22 protein-coding genes are annotated in these 20,560 nt (G+C 47.4%); 10 read left to right on the top strand and 12 right to left on the bottom strand.

Going from position 1 to position 20,560, the window contains the following annotated elements:
• The first annotated feature begins 10 nt into the window (after positions 1-10).
• Positions 11-238, top strand: coding sequence for a group-specific protein (locus ATL39_RS08370; protein ID WP_120192893.1), 228 nt, complete (start codon positions 11-13; stop codon positions 236-238).
• A gap of 112 nt (positions 239-350) precedes the next feature.
• Positions 351-1,115, top strand: a complete 765-nt coding sequence (modA, locus tag ATL39_RS08375; RefSeq protein ID WP_170146877.1) for a molybdate ABC transporter substrate-binding protein — start codon at positions 351-353, stop codon at positions 1,113-1,115.
• Between the two features lie 250 nt (positions 1,116-1,365).
• Here the strand turns inward: modA and ATL39_RS08380 are convergent, their stop codons facing one another.
• Genes ATL39_RS08380 through moaA form a run of 7 tightly spaced genes read right to left on the bottom strand, consistent with a single transcriptional unit; the run spans position 1,366 to position 7,711 of the window.
• The gene (locus ATL39_RS08380; protein WP_120192895.1) at positions 1,366-3,159 is read right to left on the bottom strand and encodes a S9 family peptidase; all 1,794 of its coding nucleotides are present in this window, start codon (positions 3,157-3,159) and stop codon (positions 1,366-1,368) included.
• Positions 3,160-3,188: 29 nt separating this feature from the next.
• The gene (gene moaD, locus ATL39_RS08385; protein ID WP_120192896.1) at positions 3,189-3,422 is read right to left on the bottom strand and encodes a molybdopterin converting factor subunit 1; all 234 of its coding nucleotides are present in this window, start codon (positions 3,420-3,422) and stop codon (positions 3,189-3,191) included.
• 1 nt (position 3,423) lies between these two features.
• On the bottom strand, positions 3,424-3,894 hold the full coding sequence (locus tag ATL39_RS08390; RefSeq protein ID WP_120192897.1) for a molybdenum cofactor biosynthesis protein MoaE: 471 nt from the start codon (positions 3,892-3,894) through the stop codon (positions 3,424-3,426).
• The gene (gene mobB, locus ATL39_RS08395) at positions 3,891-4,409 is read right to left on the bottom strand and encodes a molybdopterin-guanine dinucleotide biosynthesis protein B (protein ID WP_120192898.1); all 519 of its coding nucleotides are present in this window, start codon (positions 4,407-4,409) and stop codon (positions 3,891-3,893) included. Before mobB ends, ATL39_RS08390 begins: the two co-directional genes overlap by 4 nt.
• Positions 4,373-5,653, bottom strand: coding sequence for a molybdopterin molybdotransferase MoeA (locus ATL39_RS08400; protein ID WP_120192899.1), 1,281 nt, complete (start codon positions 5,651-5,653; stop codon positions 4,373-4,375). Before ATL39_RS08400 ends, mobB begins: the two co-directional genes overlap by 37 nt.
• Positions 5,654-5,665: 12 nt before the next feature.
• Positions 5,666-6,685 carry a ThiF family adenylyltransferase gene (locus tag ATL39_RS08405; protein ID WP_120192900.1) on the bottom strand — a complete coding sequence of 340 codons (1,020 nt, stop codon included), beginning with the start codon at positions 6,683-6,685 and terminating at the stop codon, positions 5,666-5,668.
• A 6-nt stretch (positions 6,686-6,691) separates the two neighbouring features.
• Positions 6,692-7,711, bottom strand: a complete 1,020-nt coding sequence (gene moaA / locus ATL39_RS08410) for a GTP 3',8-cyclase MoaA (protein ID WP_120192901.1) — start codon at positions 7,709-7,711, stop codon at positions 6,692-6,694.
• 349 nt (positions 7,712-8,060) lie between these two features.
• On the opposite strand from moaA, the gene ATL39_RS08415 reads away from it, so the two are divergent.
• The 3 genes from ATL39_RS08415 to moaC are packed head-to-tail and all read left to right on the top strand — an operon-like array spanning position 8,061 to position 9,643.
• The gene (locus ATL39_RS08415) at positions 8,061-8,552 is read left to right on the top strand and encodes a MogA/MoaB family molybdenum cofactor biosynthesis protein (protein ID WP_120192902.1); all 492 of its coding nucleotides are present in this window, start codon (positions 8,061-8,063) and stop codon (positions 8,550-8,552) included.
• On the top strand, positions 8,549-9,124 hold the full coding sequence (gene mobA, locus ATL39_RS08420; RefSeq protein WP_120192903.1) for a molybdenum cofactor guanylyltransferase: 576 nt from the start codon (positions 8,549-8,551) through the stop codon (positions 9,122-9,124). Before ATL39_RS08415 ends, mobA begins: the two co-directional genes overlap by 4 nt.
• A 36-nt stretch (positions 9,125-9,160) precedes the next feature.
• On the top strand, positions 9,161-9,643 hold the full coding sequence (moaC, locus tag ATL39_RS08425) for a cyclic pyranopterin monophosphate synthase MoaC (RefSeq protein ID WP_120192904.1): 483 nt from the start codon (positions 9,161-9,163) through the stop codon (positions 9,641-9,643).
• A gap of 81 nt (positions 9,644-9,724) precedes the next feature.
• On the opposite strand, the gene ATL39_RS08430 is transcribed toward moaC, so the two are convergent.
• The 3 genes from ATL39_RS08430 to ATL39_RS08440 all read right to left on the bottom strand — a co-directional run bounded on the left by ATL39_RS08430 (position 9,725) and on the right by ATL39_RS08440 (position 12,720).
• Complete coding sequence (locus tag ATL39_RS08430) at positions 9,725-11,041, bottom strand: TolB family protein (protein WP_120192905.1); 1,317 nt, start codon at positions 11,039-11,041, stop codon at positions 9,725-9,727.
• Positions 11,038-11,706 carry an MOSC domain-containing protein gene (locus ATL39_RS08435; protein WP_245960956.1) on the bottom strand — a complete coding sequence of 223 codons (669 nt, stop codon included), beginning with the start codon at positions 11,704-11,706 and terminating at the stop codon, positions 11,038-11,040. The genes ATL39_RS08430 and ATL39_RS08435 overlap by 4 nt, the downstream gene beginning before the upstream one ends.
• An 87-nt stretch (positions 11,707-11,793) precedes the next feature.
• Positions 11,794-12,720, bottom strand: a complete 927-nt coding sequence (locus tag ATL39_RS08440) for a manganese-dependent inorganic pyrophosphatase (protein ID WP_120192907.1) — start codon at positions 12,718-12,720, stop codon at positions 11,794-11,796.
• Between the two features lie 240 nt (positions 12,721-12,960).
• On the opposite strand from ATL39_RS08440, the gene ATL39_RS08445 reads away from it, so the two are divergent.
• The 3 genes from ATL39_RS08445 to ATL39_RS08455 all read left to right on the top strand — a co-directional run bounded on the left by ATL39_RS08445 (position 12,961) and on the right by ATL39_RS08455 (position 14,802).
• Complete coding sequence (locus tag ATL39_RS08445; RefSeq protein WP_245960957.1) at positions 12,961-13,329, top strand: MarR family winged helix-turn-helix transcriptional regulator; 369 nt, start codon at positions 12,961-12,963, stop codon at positions 13,327-13,329.
• 5 nt (positions 13,330-13,334) lie between these two features.
• On the top strand, positions 13,335-14,522 hold the full coding sequence (locus ATL39_RS08450) for an MFS transporter (protein WP_120192909.1): 1,188 nt from the start codon (positions 13,335-13,337) through the stop codon (positions 14,520-14,522).
• Positions 14,523-14,604: 82 nt separating this feature from the next.
• Positions 14,605-14,802 carry a YwbE family protein gene (locus ATL39_RS08455; protein ID WP_120192910.1) on the top strand — a complete coding sequence of 66 codons (198 nt, stop codon included), beginning with the start codon at positions 14,605-14,607 and terminating at the stop codon, positions 14,800-14,802.
• A 57-nt stretch (positions 14,803-14,859) separates the two neighbouring features.
• Here the strand turns inward: ATL39_RS08455 and ATL39_RS08460 are convergent, their stop codons facing one another.
• Complete coding sequence (locus tag ATL39_RS08460) at positions 14,860-16,860, bottom strand: penicillin-binding transpeptidase domain-containing protein (RefSeq protein ID WP_281270888.1); 2,001 nt, start codon at positions 16,858-16,860, stop codon at positions 14,860-14,862.
• 164 nt (positions 16,861-17,024) lie between these two features.
• Here ATL39_RS08460 and ATL39_RS08465 point away from each other — a divergent pair, with 164 nt between their 5' ends.
• A complete protein-coding gene (locus ATL39_RS08465; protein ID WP_120192911.1) occupies positions 17,025-18,569 on the top strand; it encodes an FAD-dependent oxidoreductase in 1,545 nt (514 codons plus the stop codon).
• Between the two features lie 44 nt (positions 18,570-18,613).
• Here the strand turns inward: ATL39_RS08465 and ATL39_RS08470 are convergent, their stop codons facing one another.
• On the bottom strand, positions 18,614-19,549 hold the full coding sequence (locus ATL39_RS08470; RefSeq protein WP_120192912.1) for a S8 family peptidase: 936 nt from the start codon (positions 19,547-19,549) through the stop codon (positions 18,614-18,616).
• Between the two features lie 180 nt (positions 19,550-19,729).
• On the opposite strand from ATL39_RS08470, the gene ATL39_RS08475 reads away from it, so the two are divergent.
• Positions 19,730-20,536, top strand: coding sequence for an alpha/beta fold hydrolase (locus ATL39_RS08475; RefSeq protein ID WP_120192913.1), 807 nt, complete (start codon positions 19,730-19,732; stop codon positions 20,534-20,536).
• Positions 20,537-20,560 lie beyond the last annotated feature (24 nt).

The raw sequence follows: 20,560 nt of genomic DNA on the forward strand, positions 1-20,560 counted from the left end.
AGGTTTTTACATGAGTTCCTGCAGTATCGACCACACACCGGAACAGGTAAAGGAAAAGCTGGACAGTCAGCGCGGCTTTATGCCGGAGGATATTTCCCAAAAAGCTGATCTCCTTCTTACAGAAGAGCTTTCCCAGGAGAGACTCAATGAATTGTTTCATCTTTTAAAAAAATATGATCTTGCTGCTCCAGAGGAACAGGCTGAGCGAAATAAAGCTATTGCTGATCTGGCTGTATAAAGTTCGCCTCCCATTCACAAAATGGGAGGCTTTTCTTTTCCCGGCGCCGGGAATTTCGATTACACTAAGTAGAAGAACCTCAGTTAATATTGAGAAGAAAGGTTGCTTTTGTATGAAACGAATATTCTTTGTTTTCCTTCCCCTCCTTCCTCTTTTTGCTGCCTGCGGACAGGCGGCTGAAGAAGAAGATGTTATAAATATTTATGCTGCCACCAGTCTTCAGGATTCACTTGAATCGATGGAAGAAGAGCTGGAAACGGCTCTCGGTGCAGACGTAACATTTACCTTCGAAGGCTCCGGCACCCTGCAGGAAGAAATAGCCGGCGGGGCAGATGCTGACATTTTTTTCAGTGCATCTAATACGTCAATGGATGTTCTTGAAGAGGAGCAGCTGATCGACCAGGAATCCAGGCAGAATGTACTTGCAAACGAGCTGGTAATGATCGAAAATGCCGGTGAACCGGAAAAGCTGAATGGCCTTGACGACTTAACCACGGATGCCGTGGATAAATTAGCGGCCGGCACCCCGACGGATGCTGCGGCAGGAATCTATACACAGGAAATGATGGAATCGCTCGGTATTTTTGATGAAATTAAACATAAAATCGTTCAATCCCGTAATGTGAAGGAAGCTGTACTCTTTGTTGCCAGCGGCGAAACGGAAACCGGCTTTGTGTATGCAACCGACGCGCCTTCTACTGATCAGGTGGATATCGTAACAGCAGTAGATCCTGCCCTTCACTCTCCGATCGAATACCCAATTGCACTTACAGCCGATGGATCAGAAAACGAAACCGCCCGTGAGGCGCTTGATTACCTTACCGGACCGGAAGCAGAAGAAGTTTTTGATTCCTATGGTTTTTTGCAGCCTGAATAAAACGGGGCTGTCCCAAGACCTATTTTGTAAATTTTATTTTTCATTTTAATGAGAAAAAAAGAAATCTATCAAAAAACCTCGTATTCCTGTTGAAAGGAATACGAGGTTTTTGTCGTTACCCAAAGGGTCACCTCTGTTGCGGATTTAAAAAAGACCATGCGGTGACTCAGGCATGGCCTGCCGAAAGCTTGCGCCTGGTCATGTTTTTTTAGCGGACTTTTGGAACAGCTCCGTTTTTTCTTTTATTGTTTTAGTTCTTTGTATATTTTTCAAAAAAGGCGAGCACGCTTTTATACACGTTGATTTCGTTTTCTTTCTTTGAAAAGCCGTGGCCTTCATCTTCAAGCACGATATATTCTACAGCCGCGCCTTTTTCTTTTAATGCTTCTACGATCTGGTCCGATTCTGCTTTCACAACGCGTGGATCATTCGCTCCCTGAATCACAAGCATCGGCTTGGTCATTGAATCAAGGTACGTAATCGGCGTATCTTCTGTAAACTTCGCTTTGTCCGTTTCCGGATCTCCAACCCACTGTTTCATCACCGGTTTCCAGTGCTCGGGTACCGACTCTACGAAGCTGAACAAGTTGGATACCCCAAAGATATCGACTACAGCCTTATAATAGTCCGCGTGACGTCCATGCAGCAGCAGTGCCATATAGCCGCCGTAGCTTCCGCCCATCAGCAGAATTTTGTCTTTATCTGCATACCCCTGTTCGATCATATAATCAATCGCTTTTACGTTATCCAGCCTCGGTCCGTATCCCCAGTCGCCTTCCACCATTTTCATGAAAGAGAGACCGTAGCCTGTTGAGCCCCGGAAGTTAGGGGCAATAATACTGTACCCCCGGTTTAAAAGCAGCTGGAACAATGCCCGGAACATTTTACGTTCTGACGCCTGCGGACCACCGTGCGGCCAGTGAATCAGGTATCCGTTTTCCACCTCCGGCTTTGCTTTAAAGTAGAGAGCTTCTATTTCCAGCCCGTCGTAGGAAGGATAGCGGATCACATCCGGATCTACGAGACTTTCTTCTGCAATACCGGGAACTTTAAAAGAAGTCAGCCGCTCCCAGTCCCCGGCCCCGTCAGCGAGCTTAAAAATATTAAACGGTTCAACAGCACGGCGTCCCATCAGGTAAACCGCTCCGCTTTTCCCTATCGTAATCTGCTCGATTACATCCACGGGTGTTTCCATATTATCCAGCGTTTTTCCCTCCAGGGAATACACATAGAGCAGATCCTCTACACCAAGAGAAGCAGACAAGTATAGTTTTTTTCTATCCTTATCAAAATGAAGGCTGGAAAATTCGCCTTCCGGGGCATTTATTACCTTTGTAAACTGCTCGTTTTCTACGTCAAAATGAGCCAGGTAGGTAAAATCCTCCCCATAGTTGGTAAGCAGATACATATCTTTTTCACCTGTAAATGCCATATCCGATACCGTATGCTGTTCTCCGTTATCCGGGGTAAGCTGTACTTCTTTGCCCCCTTTAAGCAGGTAACCAAGAACATATGTATTGGCAAAATGGCGGATGAACGCAATCGTCTGTTCCTCCGGACTCCGCGCCGCAAAATAGGTGGCTCCTCCGCTTCCTTCGATCAGCTTCTTTTCCGTATCATTTTCCAGGTCATAGCAGTACGTATTCAAAAAAGTCGCATTGTCCCTTGTCGTTGTATAATACAAACGTTTCCCGTCTTCAGAAAGAGAGCCGAAGAAATGTCTTTCCCCTTCTTCGGTGCGAAGCGGAACGAGCTGTCCTCCTTCCGGCGGCATGGCGTACAGCTGGCTGTTTTCATCTCCGTTTTCATCGAAGCTGACGACGGCAAAATCGGAGTTTTCCGCATAATGAATACCGTGGCAGTTCTGGTTGATAAACGTCAGCGGATAAGGAAACGTATGGGGAAGATCCATGCCCCAGATGTTAAACGCTCCATTCATGTTGGAGCTGAACATTAATTGGGATTCTTCTGCATTCACAGCAAACTGCTGGATAACCGTCGTTTGAAAAAACTGTTCTGCTTTTGGTTTTTGAAATGATATCATTCGGCTTCCCCACCATTCTTTTCCATATTTTATCCGCCGCTTACCGGTGGAATAAATGCAATTGTGTCGCCATCGGAAAGCGTGTCTTCATTATTCGCAAATTCTTCATTTACAGCGGCCATTGCCTGATCCAAAGAAGACAGCTGATACTCTTCTTTCAGCCATGCTTTTATTTCCTGAACCGTCTGTCCCGCTTTCTGTGCTTCCAGCGCTTCTGTTCCAGCTTCGTCCTGAAGGCGGGCAAAAAACAATACTTTAATCATTTCATTTCTCTCCTTTTTCCGGGAATCCTTTTTCATAAGGAGTATTCTCCAGCTGATCTCCTATCCATTTCGTGCCGTCTTCCCAGTATTCCTTCTTCCAGATCGGAACGATTTCTTTAATTCGTTCAATCGCATATTCATTTGCTTCGTACGCCGCTTTCCGATGCGGCGAAGAAACGGCGATCACTACAGCAATATCCGAAATATCAAGCATTCCGGTGCGATGGGTAATTGCTGTAATGGTCCCCGGCCACTTTTCTTCCATTTCGCTGCCGATCTCTTCGAGTTTTTTTACGGCCATTTTTTCATAAGCCTGATATTCCAGGCGCAGCGTTTTTTTTCCGTGCGTCATTTCCCGGACGGTTCCTATAAAAGTCGTGATGGCACCGCAGTTGCGGTGCTCCACCTTTTTAATAAGATCTGCCGGATTAATCGGACGGCTGGAAATAGAAAACAACGTATCATCTGTCATAAAGCGTCCCTCATTTGATTTATAATAAATTCCACATACTTCGGGGTGTCTTCTATAAAAAACACAGGAGTCTTTTCTTCTGTCAGGTTTTTATCCCAGGAGATGAAACAGAGTACCTGCTCACTGTCTTTTAACTGCTTCATATCTTCTTTTGTGCGGATCATGACGACTTTCGGGTATGCTGCTTTCTTATAGCCTTCCACCAGTATAATATCCGGATCAAACAACGCCTGGGCCTCAATTAAGCGCTCGAGGGGCCATCCGGCGCCCGGTGACTGGATATGAAGCATGCCGCCTCCCTCTACAAATGCAGCAGAAGCACCTGCTGCCAGGTGCCTTCCGCTGTCTTTATCTTCTAAATTATCCGGCGTACCGCCGTGTCCGTGATGTTTGATCGTACCTGTGCTCCATCCCATGTCTGAAAAAGCACGGATGAGTTTCTCCGCAAGCGTCGTTTTGCCGCTGTTCTGGAAGCCGGTTATCTGTAAGACGGGACGATGCTGCTCCACGGCCATTCACTTCCCTCTGTATCTTCAAGCAGAAGGGTATCTACTTTCATTCCTTTTTCGTAGCCTCTCGTGCCTCCCGGCAGAACAATAAATACATCTGCTCCGGCAATGGACGTGACCGAGCCTGATTTATCAAGACCCGCGGGTTTGACGTATACCTTTCCATCTTCTACATACGAAGATGCGCGCACAAAACGGGTAAATGGATTTGCCTTCGGAAAGTCCATTGCTAAAAAAGCGGACTGTTTTTTCAAGTGCGGACGGCTGCTTTTCATCGCCGTTCTCATTAACGGGCGTACAAACAGCTCAAATCCAACGTAGCAGGCAGAAGGGTTTCCGGACAGTCCGAACAGTACTTTACTGCCCGCTGCCGCCACTGTCGTGACGCTTCCCGGACGCATCGCTACTTTATTAAACATCACGTCTGCTCCCAGGCTTTCGAAAATAGCAGGCATGTAATCATAGTCTCCTACGGACACACCACCTGTTGTAATTAAAGCGTCCACCACCTGCAGGGCTTCCGTTGTCGCCTGCAGGCAGTCATCAAAGTCATCGTTAAATTTCCCGAAATACACGGCTTCCCCGCCGGCTCTTTCAACCTGGGCAATTGCCATGTATGCATTGCTGTTGCGGATCTTTCCCGGTTCAAGCGGTTCCCCTGCTTCGAGCAGTTCACTGCCTGTCGCTATAATCCCGACCCGGGGTTTTTTTGCCACAGAAACCTGGGCAAAGCCGAAGGTCGCCAGCAGTGCCGAAATACCCGGGTTAATAAATGTCCCTTTTTCCACGAGTACTGTTCCTTTTTTAGCATCTTCTCCCTGAAAGGAAATATTGTCGTGATGCTTAATCTCCCGCTTTAATTCTATCGCGTCAGACCCTAGTTCCTTTACAAGTTCGAGCATGACCACCGCGTCACAGCCGGCGGGAATCTCGGCGCCGGTCATAATCCGCACGACTTCCCCTTTTTCCACCGGGCGCGGAAATACGGAGCCCGCTCCGATTTCACCAGCTACGGTTAAAGTGACAGGACGGTCTCTGCCGGCTCCTGTCGTATCTTCGGACCGCACAGCAAACCCATCATATGGAGATTTATTAAAAGGCGGCACATCATGATCCGCCGTTAAGTCTTCCGCAAGCATACGGCCATGGGCTTCGGCGAGCGGAAGCATTTCCGTTTCCGCTGCAAGTGTCTGCTTCATGACGGCACGGACCGCGTCTTCTACGGGCATTGGTTTTCTTTTTTCCACCATTCGGCATCTTCCTTACGATAAAAAGTATTTTTCATAAATTGCTTTGGCCTGCTCTACTTTCTTCGTGCCGTGAACGAGCACCCGTCCGTCCCGGAAAACGACCAGACGGTAGTCCGGAAGCGCGCAGGACAGCAGGTAAGGGTTTTTCTGCACCCGGCCGTGCCGGCTGAGCTTGGTTTCCAAATACGTAAAATCATAGGACCTTGATGTTTCGGGACGAATCTGGACCGTATCCCTGCCGCAGAGTACTGCCATCTTCGTGTCATCTGCGCCGGCTAAATGCGCGTATGCCGGCGAGGTGCCGCAGGAAGGACACGTGTCTTTTTTCGTTTTGCCGACCTGTATGGCATGATGCTGATTTTTCCAGACGTCAAACAGCGTCAGCTTCGTCTGGACTGCTTCCGTTCGGCCGGAAAGAATCTTAAGCGCTTCTGCCGTCTGATAGGCTGACGTCATCTGCACCGCCGGAGCAATGACTCCGTCTGTTTCACACGTCACGCTGAACGAGGGAATGGCCGGCAGAATACACTGCAGACAGGGAGTTTCCCCCGGAACAATCGTGAAGCTCATACCGTAGCTTCCGGCGCAGGCGCCGAACACCCATGGAATCCTGTATTTCTGGGAAAGATCGTTCAAAATAAATCGAATATCGAAATTATCTGATCCGTCGATCAAAATATCCAGTCCCGGCGCGATGTCTTCGAGCTTTTCAGCGGTCGCATCCATGACGAGGCTGTGAATCACCGCATCGCTCCGGATCGCCTGCAGACGCTCTTTGGCCGCCACGGCTTTTGGCATCTTCGCCTCTGCTTCTTTTTCTCCATAGAGCTGCTGTCTCGGAAGATTGCTCCATTCCACGTAGTCCCGGTCAATGATGGTTAATTCTCCGACACCGGCGCGTACTAGCGTTTCGGCGGCAGCACTGCCGAGGGCGCCTGCGCCCAGTATAAGGGCATGCTTTGTCTGCAGACTGGCCTGGCCGTCTGCTCCTATGCCCGGGAAAAGAATCTGCCTTGAGTATCTATCATTCATGCTGTTTTATCCTCCGATATAGGACATCTCGATTTTTTTACGGTTTTTCACGGTTTCTTCGGTCCGTTCTTCTGAATAACGATCCGTCCGGCCGTTCCATACGTTTTCAATAAAATGCCTCACTTCATCCGCGGAAGCTCCGCTTCTTACAAGGGTCTTTAGATCGGTGCCGGTTTCGGCAAACAGACAGGTAAATAGTTTACCGTCTGCAGATATTCTTGCTCTCGTGCACGTTCCGCAGAACGCATCCGATACAGAGGAAATAAAACCTACCTCAACGTTGGACCCTTCATATCCATAGCGGTTAGCGACTTCGCCCAGATAGTCCCGCTCAAGCGGCTGCAGCGGTGCAATCGTGGAAACCATCTCAAGCAGTTCTTTTTTTGTGACGACCTGAGAATAGTCCCAGCCGTTCGTCTGGCCGACATCCATAAATTCAATAAAACGGAGCGTCACGCCTATATTTTTGCAGTATCTGGCCATCGGAACCACTTCCTGGTCATTGACCCCTTTTCGAACGACCATGTTTACTTTCACATGCAGGCCGGCATCAACTGCAGCCTGCATTCCTTTCAGAACAATATTCGGTTTTACTTTCCGGCCGTTCATTTCCTGAAACACCTTTGGATCGATTGCATCCAGGCTGAGATTAATCCGCATCAGACCGGCTTCTTTGAGCGCTTTAGCCTGTTTTACTAAATGAACGCCGTTCGTTGTAAGGGCAATATCTTCAATTCCTTCTATTTTCACAAGCCGTTCTATCAGCTCAGGCACGTTTTTTCTAAGCAGCGGCTCGCCGCCTGTGAGTCTTAGTTTTTTCACACCGAGTGCAGCAAATTCTTCTGCCAGCATAGTGATTTCTGAGAAAGACAGCAGTTCCTCTTCCGGCATAAAAACATAATCATCCCCGAATATTTCTTTTGGCATGCAGTAAGAGCATCTAAAATTACAGCGGTCCATAATTGAAATGCGCAGATCCTGCAGAGGCCGTTTGTATTGGTCGAGCGTCGGGCTTTGCTTCAACATCTTAATCCCCCCTGCGAATAGATAAAAACTCCGGCCGGCCAATGGTTTCTTGGAAAAGCACGGGATACTTCCGTCCTCTGCTTCACAGCATAAGGATAATATATAAAAACGTTCAGGCAGTGGAAAACGTTCCATACCTGTCTATAACATTCATCTGCTTTGTACCCTGTTTAACAAAAATGCCAGGGTTTTAAACGTTCTGTATTAGGTTCGGTCGATGAGAAAAACAGCACCGTCATTTGTTTTAGTATCCTTATTCGGAAAAAAGCTGATAGAATAATAAACAGAAAACAGCCTGCACCTTCTTTAGAGACTAATTCTAACACATATGGAAAGGAGAATTAAAAGAATGCATCACGAAAACGACGCACATTCTCTAAGGGCAGCCGTTCTGACGATGTCCGATACTAGAGGAAAAGCAGAAGATAAAAGCGGAAAACTAATTCATTCTTTTCTCGAGGACGCCGGCTTTCACGTTCAGGCCTACAGCATCATAAAAGACGACCGCCGGGTTATCGAACAGCAGATCAGCAAATGGGTAGAGGATCCAATGATTCAGGCTGTTATTATGAACGGCGGAACCGGTGTTTCCCCAAAAGACGTCACATATGAAGCCGTTGCTTCTCTCCTGGATAAGGAACTGCACGGATACGGAGAGCTGTTTCGGATGCTCAGCTATGAAGAAATTGGCGCTAAGGCCCTGTTCAGCCGGGCTATTGGCGGAAGTATCGGCAGCACGGCGGTATTTGCCCTGCCGGGTTCAAGCAATGCCGTCCAGCTTGGAATGGAAAAGCTCATTATTCCTTCTCTTCCCCATTTAATCGGAGAGTTAACCAAATGAGCATTACCGCAGCAGGAGCTGTGTTGGCAGGAGGCCGATCCTCCCGGTACGGCCGGGCGAAAATGTTTGAGATTTATAACGGAAAGCCTTTATATCAGTACAGTCTGGATGCTTTTGAAGGAGCTGGTATTGAAAAAAGATATATTATTACAAATGAACAGCTCGCCGGACGTTTCGACAGCAGTCAGGCTTCCATTATTATAGAAACAGAGCCGTTCTCGGGACCGCTGGCAGCACTAAAAGAGGCACTCTGCCTTGTAGAGCCGGACAGCTGGCTGTTTCTTTTAGCTGCCGACGTTCCGTTCGTCACTGCAGAATTCGTTGCTGCCCTGCTGGAAAAAGCAGAGGCTTCTCCAGATAAACAGGCGGTTATCCCCCTCTCTGCAGGCCGGTTTCAGCCGCTGCACGGGCTGTATCACTCTTCCTGCCTGACCGCTGCTGAAAAGGCCGGTTCGGAGAACAGCAGCATGAAAACCCTGCTTGATGAAATCAACGTGCTGTATGTGGAATTTCCCGATACGCAGAAAGATTTTATTAACATCAATCGGCCGGAAGATTGGAAACACTCGTAAGCAACAAAACAAGAATGCATAAAAGGAGCAAAAACAATGGATGAATTTACACATTATAATGAATCCGGCCGCGCCCGTATGGTGGATATTTCCGAAAAAACGGAAACGAGCCGGTCCGCCACAGCCCAAAGCATCGTTCACTTAAGCGACGAACTGTATGAGGCGATTGAAAAGCAACAGCTGAAAAAAGGCGATCCTCTTCAAACCGCCCAACTCGCCGGTATTATGGGAGCAAAGAAAACGTCCGACATTATTCCTATGTGCCATCCTATTGCCCTCCAGGGAACAGATCTGGAATTTGCTTACCAGCAGGCAGAAGAAGGATGGGAGCTGCACATTCGGGCTACGGTGAAATGTAAAGGCAATACAGGAGTGGAAATGGAAGCCCTCACCGCTGCAACTACAGCTGCGCTGACTTTTTACGACATGTGCAAAGCAGTCGATAAAGGCATGATCATCAAAGAAACGAAGCTTCTCCGGAAAACCGGCGGCAAAAGCGGAGATTACCAGGCTCGCTGAAATGCATCAATACAAAAAGAGAAGCCGCACAGGGCTTCTCTTAACCATTTATTTTGGGTATTTATATAAAATAAGAAGCTGTCAGGAAGCTTTACGCAGCTTCTTTTTGCTGTGAGTCTTTTTCCAAATGAACGCAGCAGCAAACCCAGCTGCTGTGCAAATGAACATTCCGATGCTGAACGCCACAGGCGCTATCATAATCCACGGACTGGAATTCACTATAAAGAAAGCTGCAGCTGCGCTCAGACCGGAGATAACCGTTCCTATGACTGGAGGCAGGTATACATTCCCCCCTCCCAGGCCGGTGAACACTACGGCGCTTACAATTAAAATCAGATAAAGCGCTCCGAACACATAAGGATCAAGCATAGCATGCAGCAGCTGCGCCGGATGAAAAGATGTTCCTTCAATACCGGAAGTGTTCATTGGGATTTCATGTGCTTCTGTAGTCTGCAGGTTCATGCTTTTCAATTCAAAAACCGGCGGGTCCTGCGGCCAGTTCTGCTGCTCCATGTAAGCAATATAATCAGAGTTATGAAAGAACACCGGAGAATCGACATTCATCGAGCCTTCGGTAAGGCGTTCGCTTTCTCCATTTTCAATAGTAAGAACAAATAGTTCATACTGATACATATCTCCATCTGCCAGATCGGACGCTGTCGTATAGGCGAATTCTTGGCCATTTGGAGAAAGCGCCGGTGAATATACGCCTGAAGGCAGCCTGTTTACAAGCTGATTATATGAGTCGGAGCCATCGAGTGAATAGGTCTTCACTACTTCGCCTTCATCCCCGGTAGTACTGTAAAAAAGCGTCGATCCATCTTCTGCAATCGAAAGCGCGCTCATCACATAACTGTCTTCTTCCGTAAGCTTTACCGGTTCCCCTCCGCTGCTGTCCATTTCGTATACATCAAAGCCGCCCGCAGCTTCCATATCTTCAGCAAACCAATCATCCGCTTCAATACCGATGAAGTATACTTTTTCATTATCCGGTGAGAAAACAGCATCTCTTATATGTAGGTTTTCCGAAGTTAACTCGGCTGTCTCCAGGGTAAGCAGATTGATTTTGTTTAAATAGCTTATTCCTTCCGGGCTGTCGGATAAATAAAGAAGTTCCGTTCCTGCTTCATTAAACGAAGGCTGGTGCTGATCCTCTCCTGTATCATTTGGGATAGGCTCCGGCGTTCCGCCTGTTACGGGAAGCGTATAAATCGAACGTTCCCCCTGCTGAAAATAAGAAAAAGCAAACAGCTCATCATCTTTCGATAAATCAAGGTCATTGTTCACGCCGCTGTGATAATCATAAGGATCGTTATCCCAGAGGAAAAATACGAAAAGCAGGCAGAGAAGAAGAACGGCGCTTCCTGCCATTGCAGCAAAACTCCATTTTCTTTTCATCTGTCATCTCCTGCCGTTTCTGCAATTCCATACTTTTTCCGCAGGGTTTTTTTCCAGCTTTCTGCAAGTACTGGACTATGAAGAAGAGCAAAAATGGGTTCATGATCGTTGATAGGCTGATATGTCAGCATGTTAATTTCCGCAATGGAGACAGCCGGACCGCTCGTCTGTTTTATTAATTCATCTTCTGCAGAAACCATTCCTTCTTTCAGCACTCTGAAATAATAACCGGAGAAACCATTTTCCCTTACAAATAAAGGAAGGCTCGGAATGCCGTGCTTTTCTGCGAGTTTATAGCATGGCTGTCTGGGCTGACTTACTTGTATGAGAGATTCTCCCCATTCGTAAATGTCCCCAATGCAGACTTTTGTCTCCGGCATACCGCGCAGCAGCAGATTCTCTCCAAAGGCTCCTTCGGTCACATTCATGTCATGATGGTCTTTCCAATGTTTATAGTGCTCCACCGGATAGGCACATACTGCCTTATCGGGACCACCATGATTTTTAAGATCAGCCTGCTCATCTCCTGACAGGCCGTTAAAAGACAAGAAGACCGCTTTCCAGCCAACGCTTTGTTTATTTATTCCTGAGATAATCTGCTTATCTTTTTTTAAGGAAATATTCTCCGGCACGCCCACATTCAACGATACAATACTTGATTCCACAACCACTCTCCTCCTCCTGGTAATACATCCAAAACAATTCCGCTTAAAAAAAAGCCTGTCCGGAAAAAGATCCGGACAGCTTAGATTTTATTTCAGCGCATCCGTCAGAACAGGAACAATCTGCTTTTTGCGCGAGACTACTCCCTCTAATACCGCTTTGTTGTTGGATAAAGTTACATTAAATGCTTTTTCTACTGCATCCGTTTTTTCTCCCACCGCTACTGCGATAGAATCACTGTTTAAAATATCGGTTACGACGAAAACAAACAGGTCAAGTCCATTATTCTGAACAGCCTCGTTCATAACTTTTTCAATTTCTGTCTGACGCTCCAGCACTTCGTTTGGATCGATAGCATTCACCTGGGCTATCTGTACTTTTGCATTTCCCATCGAAAATTCTTTAGCGTCCAGGGAGATCAGCTCTTCTTCGGTCTTGCCGCTGATGTCCGCTCCTGCTTTGAGCATTTCCAGACCATAGCTGTCCGTATCAACGCCTGCTATGCCGGCGAGCTCTTCAGCAGCCGCTACGTCTTCATGCGTGCACGTTGGCGATTTGAAAAGAAGGGAATCAGAAATAATCGCAGACAGCATCAGGCCGGCTGTGCTTTTATCGATCTCTACGCCGTATTCTTTGTACATTTTGTTCAAAATAGTTGCGGTGCAGCCTACCGGCTCTGCGCGGTAGTAAAGCGGCTCAGACGTTTGGAAATTGGCAATCCGGTGGTGGTCAATTACTTCTTTGATGCTCACTTCAGCCAGATCATCCACGCTTTGCTGCGCTTCATTATGGTCTACAAGGCTGACGCGGTCCGTTTCGTTGGAAACCGATTCTACCAGGCGCGGTGCTTCGATTTTGAAATAGTCGAGGGCATACTGGGTTTCGCCGTTTATTTCACCCAATCTTACCGCTTCTGCCTCATCTCCTGTTTTGTTTTTTAAGGCAGCATGCGCGATAGCTGAACATATCGTATCTGTATCGGGGCTCTTATGGCCGAATACTAGTAATTTACTCATTTTATCTCTCCCTTGTATGTATTTTGGCTTTTTTTCACTCTTGTATTTTATCATAAACCCTTTACGAATAATGCAGTCGTGATCAATTTTTATCCAGGGAATCTATTTTTGCTTTCCGCTCTTTTTTAGGCTATACTCGATAAATAATTAATTACCTAAGTAACTAATCGGAAAGAAGGGATTATTATTACGCTTGACCGTGATATTTTTACACTGATGCACCAAAAGGTACGCCTCTCCATGAAATCCATCAACTACGAGCTTCAGGAACATGCCCTGTTCAGCTCGCAGTGGAGCCTTCTTTACTGCCTGAAGAAAAATGGAAGCATGACGCAGAAAGAAATGGCAGAATACCTGCATGTAGAATCCCCGACTATTACCCGCACGCTTCTGAAGCTCGAAGAGAGCGGTTATATAAAGCGTCAATCCGGCATCGATAAGCGCGAACGCGTCGTCAGTCTGACCGAAAAAGCATTGGCATGTTTTCCGGCGGTGGACGAAAGCGTAAGGCGCCACGAAAGAAACATGCTCTGCCGGCTGTCGCCCGGTGAAAAACAGCAGCTTGCCCGGCTGTTGGAAAAAATAGATTACTCGGAAGAAAGAAGGTAGCTCCTGTGTCACCAACCAATTCAGAAAAAATCTGGACAAAGCCTTTCTGGATTGCCCTGATTAATAACTTTTTTGTATTTCTCGCCTTTTATGCGCTGCTGACGATTCTGCCTATTTTTGTTTTGCAGGAACTCGGCGGCACAGAGGGACAGGCAGGTCTGGCCACGACGATTTTTCTCATTTCCGCTATACTCACAAGAGCCTTTGCCGGCCGGATTATCGAAAGCTTCGGCAAGAAAAAAATGCTGATGGTGAGCGTTCTTTTATTCGCCCTCTCCATGCTCTTGTATTTATTCGCCCATGAGCTCGTATTTCTGCTGGCGCTTCGTTTCTTTCACGGCATCTGGTTCAGCATTGCGACTACTGTACTGCTCGCAGCTGCGGCTGACCTTGTTCCCGCCTCCAGAAAAGGCGAAGGACTCGGCTATTTTATTATGTCTATGAACTTAGCAGTGGTGGCCGGTCCATTTATTGCACTGACTGCCGTTCGTTTTGTCTCATATACCGTTTTATTCGGCGGTCTGGCGGCCGTTTCAATCCTGGGATTTGTGCTGACGTTTCTTATCAGGCTCCCGGCGGAGACCCCAACCCGGCAGCCGGTCTTTAAACAGCTTGCTCTAAGTGACCTTGTTGAAAAAAGAGCTTTCCCGCCATCCGCGATTGGGTTTTTAGCTGCTTTTTCCTATGCAGGCGTCATTTCTTTTATTTCGGTATACGCGGAATCCATTAACCTGTTTCATGCGGTTAATTTGTTCTTCGTCTGTTTTGCAGCGGTCATGCTGCTCTCCCGCCCATTTACAGGCCGGCTGTTTGACCGGGCAGGCCCGGCTTATGTTATTATTCCGTCGCTGCTGGTGTTTTCTGCAGGTTTATTTCTGCTCAGCACCGTCACTACAGCGGCCGTGCTGCTTCTCGCCGGCGGATTAATCGGCCTGGGCTACGGTTCTATTCTGCCGAGCCTGCAGACGATGGCTATCCAGGCTTCCCCGCCGGAGCGGACGAGCCATGCCACCGCTACTTTTTTCATGCTGTTTGATTCAGGAATTGCTGTCGGTTCCTTTGTGCTGGGAACGATTGCTTCGCTGATGACTTATTCTTATGTATATATTATCTGTGGAACGCTTGTGCTCGCCACACTTGGGATCTACATGCTCGTCTATCGAAACCGGCTCCGCCTGCAGTCTGCCCACTAGACTCTTTTTTTGTCTGCCCTTATCAAAAGAGGCTTACTGCCGTACAATAAGAAGAAGCATATTATAGAAAGCAGGAATAGAAATGGCAAATGGACAGTATAGAAAAGATATATCTCCCGGTGTAGAGGTTGATATCGTGCTCAAGCAGGACCAGCGGACCGGAAAGACTACAAATGGCATTGTAAAAGACATTCTGACAAAATCACCCCAGCACCCTCATGGTATTAAAGTACGCCTTGAGGATGGAAATGTCGGACGGGTCAAAAACATTATTCAATAACTGAAGTAAAAAGGCCGTCTGCTGGAATAAGCAGACGGCCTTTTTTCATCGGATTAATTAGTCTTCTCTATTTTCAAATACGTTTTTTACTTTCTCTACGACGTAGGCGCTTCCGCCTTCATCTTCTACATTTTCAATCATCATCGAGACAAGCAGATCTTCCTGCTCGTAATCGTAGGCAACAAACCAGCCGTTTTCGGTGCCGCTTTCCCCCTGTTCTGTTTTGAGTTCAGCTGTACCGGTTTTTCCTGCTATGGTCAGATCTTCACTTACCGGCTCATACGCGGAGCCGTTTTCGTTTTCGACAATGCCGCGCAGTCCCTCCGTAATAACGTCGGCTCCTTCTTCCGGGAGAACGTTTTCCTTCCAGACTTCCGGTTCGGTGTCATTCAATCTTTCCAGCTGCGGAACCAGCATATCCCCTTCGTTCAAAAATGTAGTATACGCGGTGGCTAAATGCAGCGGTGACATCATCATCTGTCCCTGCCCATAGCCGGTATCGGCGAGCAGAATGTCTGACACCAATCCTTCATTGGATATTGCGGACGGCTGCACTGGAAAATCATAGGGAAGCTCTTCATCAAACCCAAAATTTCTCAGTCCTTCCGCAAATTTCTCTTCGCCGGTATTTAAAGCCGTTTGGGCAAAAAAGATATTATCGGACGTAATTAACGCATTTTTCAGATCTACTTGCTCCAGCCTGTCGGAAACTCTTGTGATCGAATACCCTCCCCAGCTGCTGTCCGGCTGCCACTGCTCTCCGGTAATTGTTTTCTCTTCATCCGGCTGGAGGCTTCCCTGGTTCATGCCCACGGAAGCCGTGATCGGCTTGATAGTAGAGCCCGGAGCATAAAGGCTGTTGAATTTAGCTGAAAAAGGACGTCCTTCTTCTTCACTCAGCTCCTCATATTCTCCTTCCGGCCAGCCGAACAAATAATTGTTTGGATTGTAGGCGGGTGTACTTACAAGGCCAAGGGTTTCCCCTGTTTTTGGATCCAGGGCTGCCGCAGTGCCGGAATCGCCGTCCAGCTCATTAAACAGGTTTTCCTGCACGCCGGTATCAATGGACAAATGAACGGTTTCCCCATCTTCTGCCTGCTGTTCAGCAATGACTTCCCCGCCTTCTGTAGTGACAAGAGCCCGGCCCGGCGTTCCGCGCAGACGATCTTCGTAAATATACTCTGCTCCTGCCTTCCCAAGCGTTGCTCCTTCACTGTATCCCTCTCCTCGTTCTTCGAGCTCTTCTTCAGTAATCGTTCCAATGTACCCTGTTAAATGGGCAGCCTGTTCTTCAAGCGGGTAGTAGCGGCTCGTCGTTTCCCTGGACTGCACTCCTTCTACATTTTCAATCTCCTGCAGTGATTCAGACTCTTCCGGAGTTAGTTTTTTGATCGGCACAAATGATTCTTCTGTGACCCATTCTTCTGAAAGAAGTTCTGTAATGTCTGATTCCTCCATATCCAATAGAGAAGCCAGCTCTTCTACGGCCGCTTCTTCGTCTGCCGTCTCTCCCGGGACGATTCCAACCTGATCGATGGACGTATTTACGGCAAGGCTGTTGTCATTTCTATCCAGAATTTCTCCTCTTACCGGTTCCACGGTTTCTTCCATTACTCTTTCTTCTGTTTGAAGTCCGGGAAAAATAAAGGCAGGTTCCCAGTTTACTTTCCACTCCTCGCTGCCTTCAGTTTCTTCCTGCTGCCAGGACGCCTCTTCTTCGAACTCCACCATCCCTGTGTTTGTCTCTACAGCTGCTTCATATGGAAGAGACGGCTCCGTCTGTTCTTCAAACTGCTCCTGCTGTTCTTCTGAGTACTCAGGCATCGTTATGCCCGGCTCCGACACTCCAGCCGTTTCGTAGATTTCTCTGTGCTGAGCCGTAAACTCTTCCTCTGTGACGGTTTCCTGTGCTTCAGAAGAAAGCATGTTATACATCTCTTCGTATTCCTGCTCATTCCAATGCTCAATATATGCCTGCATAGCATCTTCTGCTGTTGAGTTATTGCTGCAGGCAGAAAGCAGCAGGCTTATTCCGATAATTCCCGCTAGTTTTTTCATATATAACCCTCATTTTCTAAGTAAATGTGCCTCGATTATAGCATAACCTCTTTCAAATTCCTTCCATTCTCCGTGCCGGCTCTTTTCTTTTTTTACAGAAAATGGAGTGACCACCCCTCATAACGGGTACAGTTTGCTAATACAAAAATGCAGGAGGGATTTATTTGGCAGACTCACCGCATCATGTTCCCCGTTATCCCAAATCACTCTGGCGCGATATTCAGGGACTTCCTGAATTCCCCGCCCTTGCAGGAGATTTCGAAGCCGACGTTACCATAGTAGGAGCAGGAACAACCGGATTAACCGCCGCTTATTTATTGTCTAAACAGGGAGTGAAGGTTGCTCTTATTGAAGCAGGCCGGATTCTTGATGGCACGACAGGCTATACGACAGCTAAAATTTCTTCCCAGCACGGGGTTATGTACGATGACTTGATTACTAATTTCGGTCTGGAAAAAGCCCGTCTTTACTATGAGGCAAATGAGGAAGCGCTGGCATTCATCCGGAACACCGCAGAAGAACTGAACATTGACTGTGATCTTACGACAGAGAACGCTTATGCATACACAACAGAAAACAAAAGTGTTTCCAAGTTCGAAAAAGAATTAAAGGCATACCAGGATATTGGCATTAACGGAGGCGAAGCGCTTAATGAAATAGAGCTGCCTTATTCGGTGGAAGCCGCTTTAGTTATCAGAAATCAGGCCCAATTTCATCCCGTTAAGTTTTTTGCCGGCCTGGTTCCTTCTATCGAAGAAAATGGGGGCAGAATTTTTGAACAGACGAGAGCTGCCAAAGTAAAGGGCTCTAAAAATCCTTCCATTGAAACAACGGAGGGACATACTATCAACAGCCGGCATGTTATCGTAAGCTCGCATTTTCCCTTCAATGATGAAGAGGGTCTTTATTTTTCCAGACTGCACGCGGAACGATCCTATACATTGGCTGTTACAACGGAGAAGAAACCGCCAAAAGGCATGTACCTCAGCGTGGATTCTCCGGGGAAATCGCTGCGCTACGCCAAATCTTCCGAGGGAGACGACCTGATGATTCTTGGCGGAGAAGGCCATACAGCAGGAAAAAATAAAGAAAATACCTTCAATAACTATGAGCGTCTGCGGGAATATGGGGAGAAACATTTCGGCATTACCTCTATTCCCTACCGCTGGTCGGCTCAGGATCTTATAACGCTTGATAAAGTGCCTTACATTGGTCCGGCAGTGACAGGGAAGCCGAACGTGTTTGTCGCTACCGGCTATGCCAAGTGGGGCATGAGCAACGGCGTCGCCGCCGCTCTGCTGCTGAGTGATCTCGTGCAGGAAAAGAATAACCGGTTTGCAGACCTGTTTGACCCAAGACGAACGAAGCTTAAAAAAGCGGATGCGCTGTCTTTTTTCAAAGAAAATATGGACGTAGGAAAAGAAATGATCGCCGGCAAGCTTCACCGCAAGGATCAAAAGCTTGAAGATCTGGAAAACGATGAAGGTGCGCTGGTTACTCAAAAAGGGAAAAAAATCGGGGCCTATAAAGACGAAAATGGTCATACCCACATGGTATCAACGACCTGTACGCATATGGGCTGCGACGTAGAATGGAACAATGCGGAACGATCCTGGGACTGTCCATGCCACGGCTCACGCTTCTCTTACGATGGAAGCATATTGGAAGGACCGGCGGTCACCCCATTGAAAAAACTGGATAACAACTAGCAGACAGCCGCAGAGCATCATGCTCTGCGGCTGTTTTACATCTTTTATATGAGACTTTTCACAAGTCCGAGCGTCATAAAGCCATTTCCTTCTGCTGTCATTGGATAACCAATGGGACGCGTACGCCGGATCAGCTGAGCGTAAAGCTCCGCTTCCGTAATGGAACGCTCGAAACCTTTTTCGGCAATATTATTTAATAAAGCGAGTCCTCCGGCTACATGAGGCGCGGCCATCGACGTACCGGACAGTCTTGCATAGCTCCCGTCTAAATAAGTGGATAAAATATCGACGCCCGGCGCGACTAAATCAATTTCATCATTTGTGTTTGTAAAATCGGAAAGTCGTTTACGAAAAGTGACGGCCCCTACCTGGATCACTTCATTGTAGGCTCCCGGATAAGCGAATTCATCTGTACTGCTGCGGCCGTCCCCTTCATTTCCAGCCGCACAGACGACGGAAATACCGGCATTTACGGCATTTATTACAGCGCGATGCAGCGCAGGAATATGTTCCGGGCCGCCCAGGGACATAGAGATAATCCGGACTTTCTGTCCTTCGGCTCCTCTCCATTCTCTTGCGTAATCTATCGCCCGGATAATCCAGTCCATTTGTCCGCTTCCATCCCCTTTAAGGGCTTTTAAAACAAGAAGGTCAGCCTTTGGAGCTGCACCGGCCACACCTGCACCGTTTTCTGATGCTGCAATAGTTCCTGCCACATGTGTTCCATGTCCATTATTATCATTATAATTCCGTGGATCTCCTCTAAAATCATCTGTGAAATTCCGTCCTCCGATCAGGCGGTTTTTTAAATCCGGATGCGCCTGGCATCCTGTATCGATAACGGCAATCACATTACCGCTTCCCTGGTCTGCTTCGTCCCATAGGAGTCTGGCTTCTATAAGCTCTATGCCTGTTGGAATGGTCGACGACACGTGAATTTCCTGTTCGTGCCTGAATGGAATTAAATGAACATTTTTCATATGAACATCCTCCTTTGAATGCCAGCCTGACTGCGCCGGTATACTATCTAAAGGGAGATACAGCCGCATTCAACAACCATGCTTTTAAAATAGTGTTTTATGCTCAGGTAAGCCGGGTACTATGAGTAAGTAAGAAATAATACACGGGATGATTACTATTTTAATGAAGGAGTTTTGTAAATGGGACATTATGTAGATGTAGAAAAGAATGTACAGCTGTTCGTAGAAGACCTTGGAGAAGGCCAGCCGGTTGTTTTTATTCACGGATGGCCGGTAAATCACAAAATGTTTGAATACCAAATGAACGAGCTCCCTGAAAAAGGCTACCGCTTTATCGGAATTGATCTGCGCGGCTACGGAAAATCAGACAAACCATGGGGTTCTTACGATTACAATACGAAAGCAGACGATGTGAAAAAAGTCATCGATGCGCTTGGACTTGATGATGTTATCCTGGGCGGGTTCAGCATGGGCGGCCCGATCGCTATTCGTTATATGGCCAGACACAACAGCCACAAAGTATCGAAGCTGGTACTCATGGCACCAGCTGCACCAGTATTTACCCAGCGTGATGATTATCCGCACGGACTGGAGAAATCAGGAGTGGATGACATTATCAGCAACCTGCAGTCAGACCGTCCTGCTATGCTTGAAGAGTTCGGCAAAATGTTTTTTGCAGGCGAAGTATCCGACGCCTATGCCCATCATTTCCACAGCCTCGGCATGGAAGCTTCCTCATACGGCACCATTCATTCGGCGGTGTCGCTCCGGGATGAAGACGTACGCGGGGATCTTTCGTCCATTAACGTTCCAACCTTAAGCCTTCACGGCCGTAAGGATGAAATCTGCCCGTTTGACTTCTCGCTGGAACTCGAAAAGAGCATCAGCGACTTCACTTTAGTGCCTTTCGAAAACAGCGGCCACGGTCTCTTTTTCGAGGAAAAAGAAAAATTCAATCAGGAGCTTCTTTCCTTTTTCAATAAATAAACAAACGAAAAGCGTCTCTCTCCC

This window comes from Sinobaca qinghaiensis, assembly GCF_003610495.1.
Lineage (GTDB): Bacteria > Bacillota > Bacilli > Bacillales > Marinococcaceae > Sinobaca > Sinobaca qinghaiensis.

What these genes read in the sequence shown, in the direction of transcription:
- ATL39_RS08370 (WP_120192893.1), top strand. Translation starts at nt 11, where the DNA reads ATGAGTTCCTGCAGTATCGACCACACACCGGAACAGGTAAAGGAAAAG.
- modA (WP_170146877.1), top strand. Translation starts at nt 351, where the DNA reads ATGAAACGAATATTCTTTGTTTTCCTTCCCCTCCTTCCTCTTTTTGCT.
- ATL39_RS08380 (WP_120192895.1), bottom strand. Translation starts at nt 3,159, where the DNA reads ATGATATCATTTCAAAAACCAAAAGCAGAACAGTTTTTTCAAACGACG.
- moaD (WP_120192896.1), bottom strand. Translation starts at nt 3,422, where the DNA reads ATGATTAAAGTATTGTTTTTTGCCCGCCTTCAGGACGAAGCTGGAACA.
- ATL39_RS08390 (WP_120192897.1), bottom strand. Translation starts at nt 3,894, where the DNA reads ATGACAGATGATACGTTGTTTTCTATTTCCAGCCGTCCGATTAATCCG.
- mobB (WP_120192898.1), bottom strand. Translation starts at nt 4,409, where the DNA reads ATGGCCGTGGAGCAGCATCGTCCCGTCTTACAGATAACCGGCTTCCAG.
- ATL39_RS08400 (WP_120192899.1), bottom strand. Translation starts at nt 5,653, where the DNA reads ATGGTGGAAAAAAGAAAACCAATGCCCGTAGAAGACGCGGTCCGTGCC.
- ATL39_RS08405 (WP_120192900.1), bottom strand. Translation starts at nt 6,685, where the DNA reads ATGAATGATAGATACTCAAGGCAGATTCTTTTCCCGGGCATAGGAGCA.
- moaA (WP_120192901.1), bottom strand. Translation starts at nt 7,711, where the DNA reads ATGTTGAAGCAAAGCCCGACGCTCGACCAATACAAACGGCCTCTGCAG.
- ATL39_RS08415 (WP_120192902.1), top strand. Translation starts at nt 8,061, where the DNA reads ATGCATCACGAAAACGACGCACATTCTCTAAGGGCAGCCGTTCTGACG.
- mobA (WP_120192903.1), top strand. Translation starts at nt 8,549, where the DNA reads ATGAGCATTACCGCAGCAGGAGCTGTGTTGGCAGGAGGCCGATCCTCC.
- moaC (WP_120192904.1), top strand. Translation starts at nt 9,161, where the DNA reads ATGGATGAATTTACACATTATAATGAATCCGGCCGCGCCCGTATGGTG.
- ATL39_RS08430 (WP_120192905.1), bottom strand. Translation starts at nt 11,041, where the DNA reads ATGAAAAGAAAATGGAGTTTTGCTGCAATGGCAGGAAGCGCCGTTCTT.
- ATL39_RS08440 (WP_120192907.1), bottom strand. Translation starts at nt 12,720, where the DNA reads ATGAGTAAATTACTAGTATTCGGCCATAAGAGCCCCGATACAGATACG.
- ATL39_RS08445 (WP_245960957.1), top strand. Translation starts at nt 12,961, where the DNA reads ATGAAATCCATCAACTACGAGCTTCAGGAACATGCCCTGTTCAGCTCG.
- ATL39_RS08455 (WP_120192910.1), top strand. Translation starts at nt 14,605, where the DNA reads ATGGCAAATGGACAGTATAGAAAAGATATATCTCCCGGTGTAGAGGTT.
- ATL39_RS08460 (WP_281270888.1), bottom strand. Translation starts at nt 16,860, where the DNA reads ATGAAAAAACTAGCGGGAATTATCGGAATAAGCCTGCTGCTTTCTGCC.
- ATL39_RS08470 (WP_120192912.1), bottom strand. Translation starts at nt 19,549, where the DNA reads ATGAAAAATGTTCATTTAATTCCATTCAGGCACGAACAGGAAATTCAC.
- ATL39_RS08475 (WP_120192913.1), top strand. Translation starts at nt 19,730, where the DNA reads ATGGGACATTATGTAGATGTAGAAAAGAATGTACAGCTGTTCGTAGAA.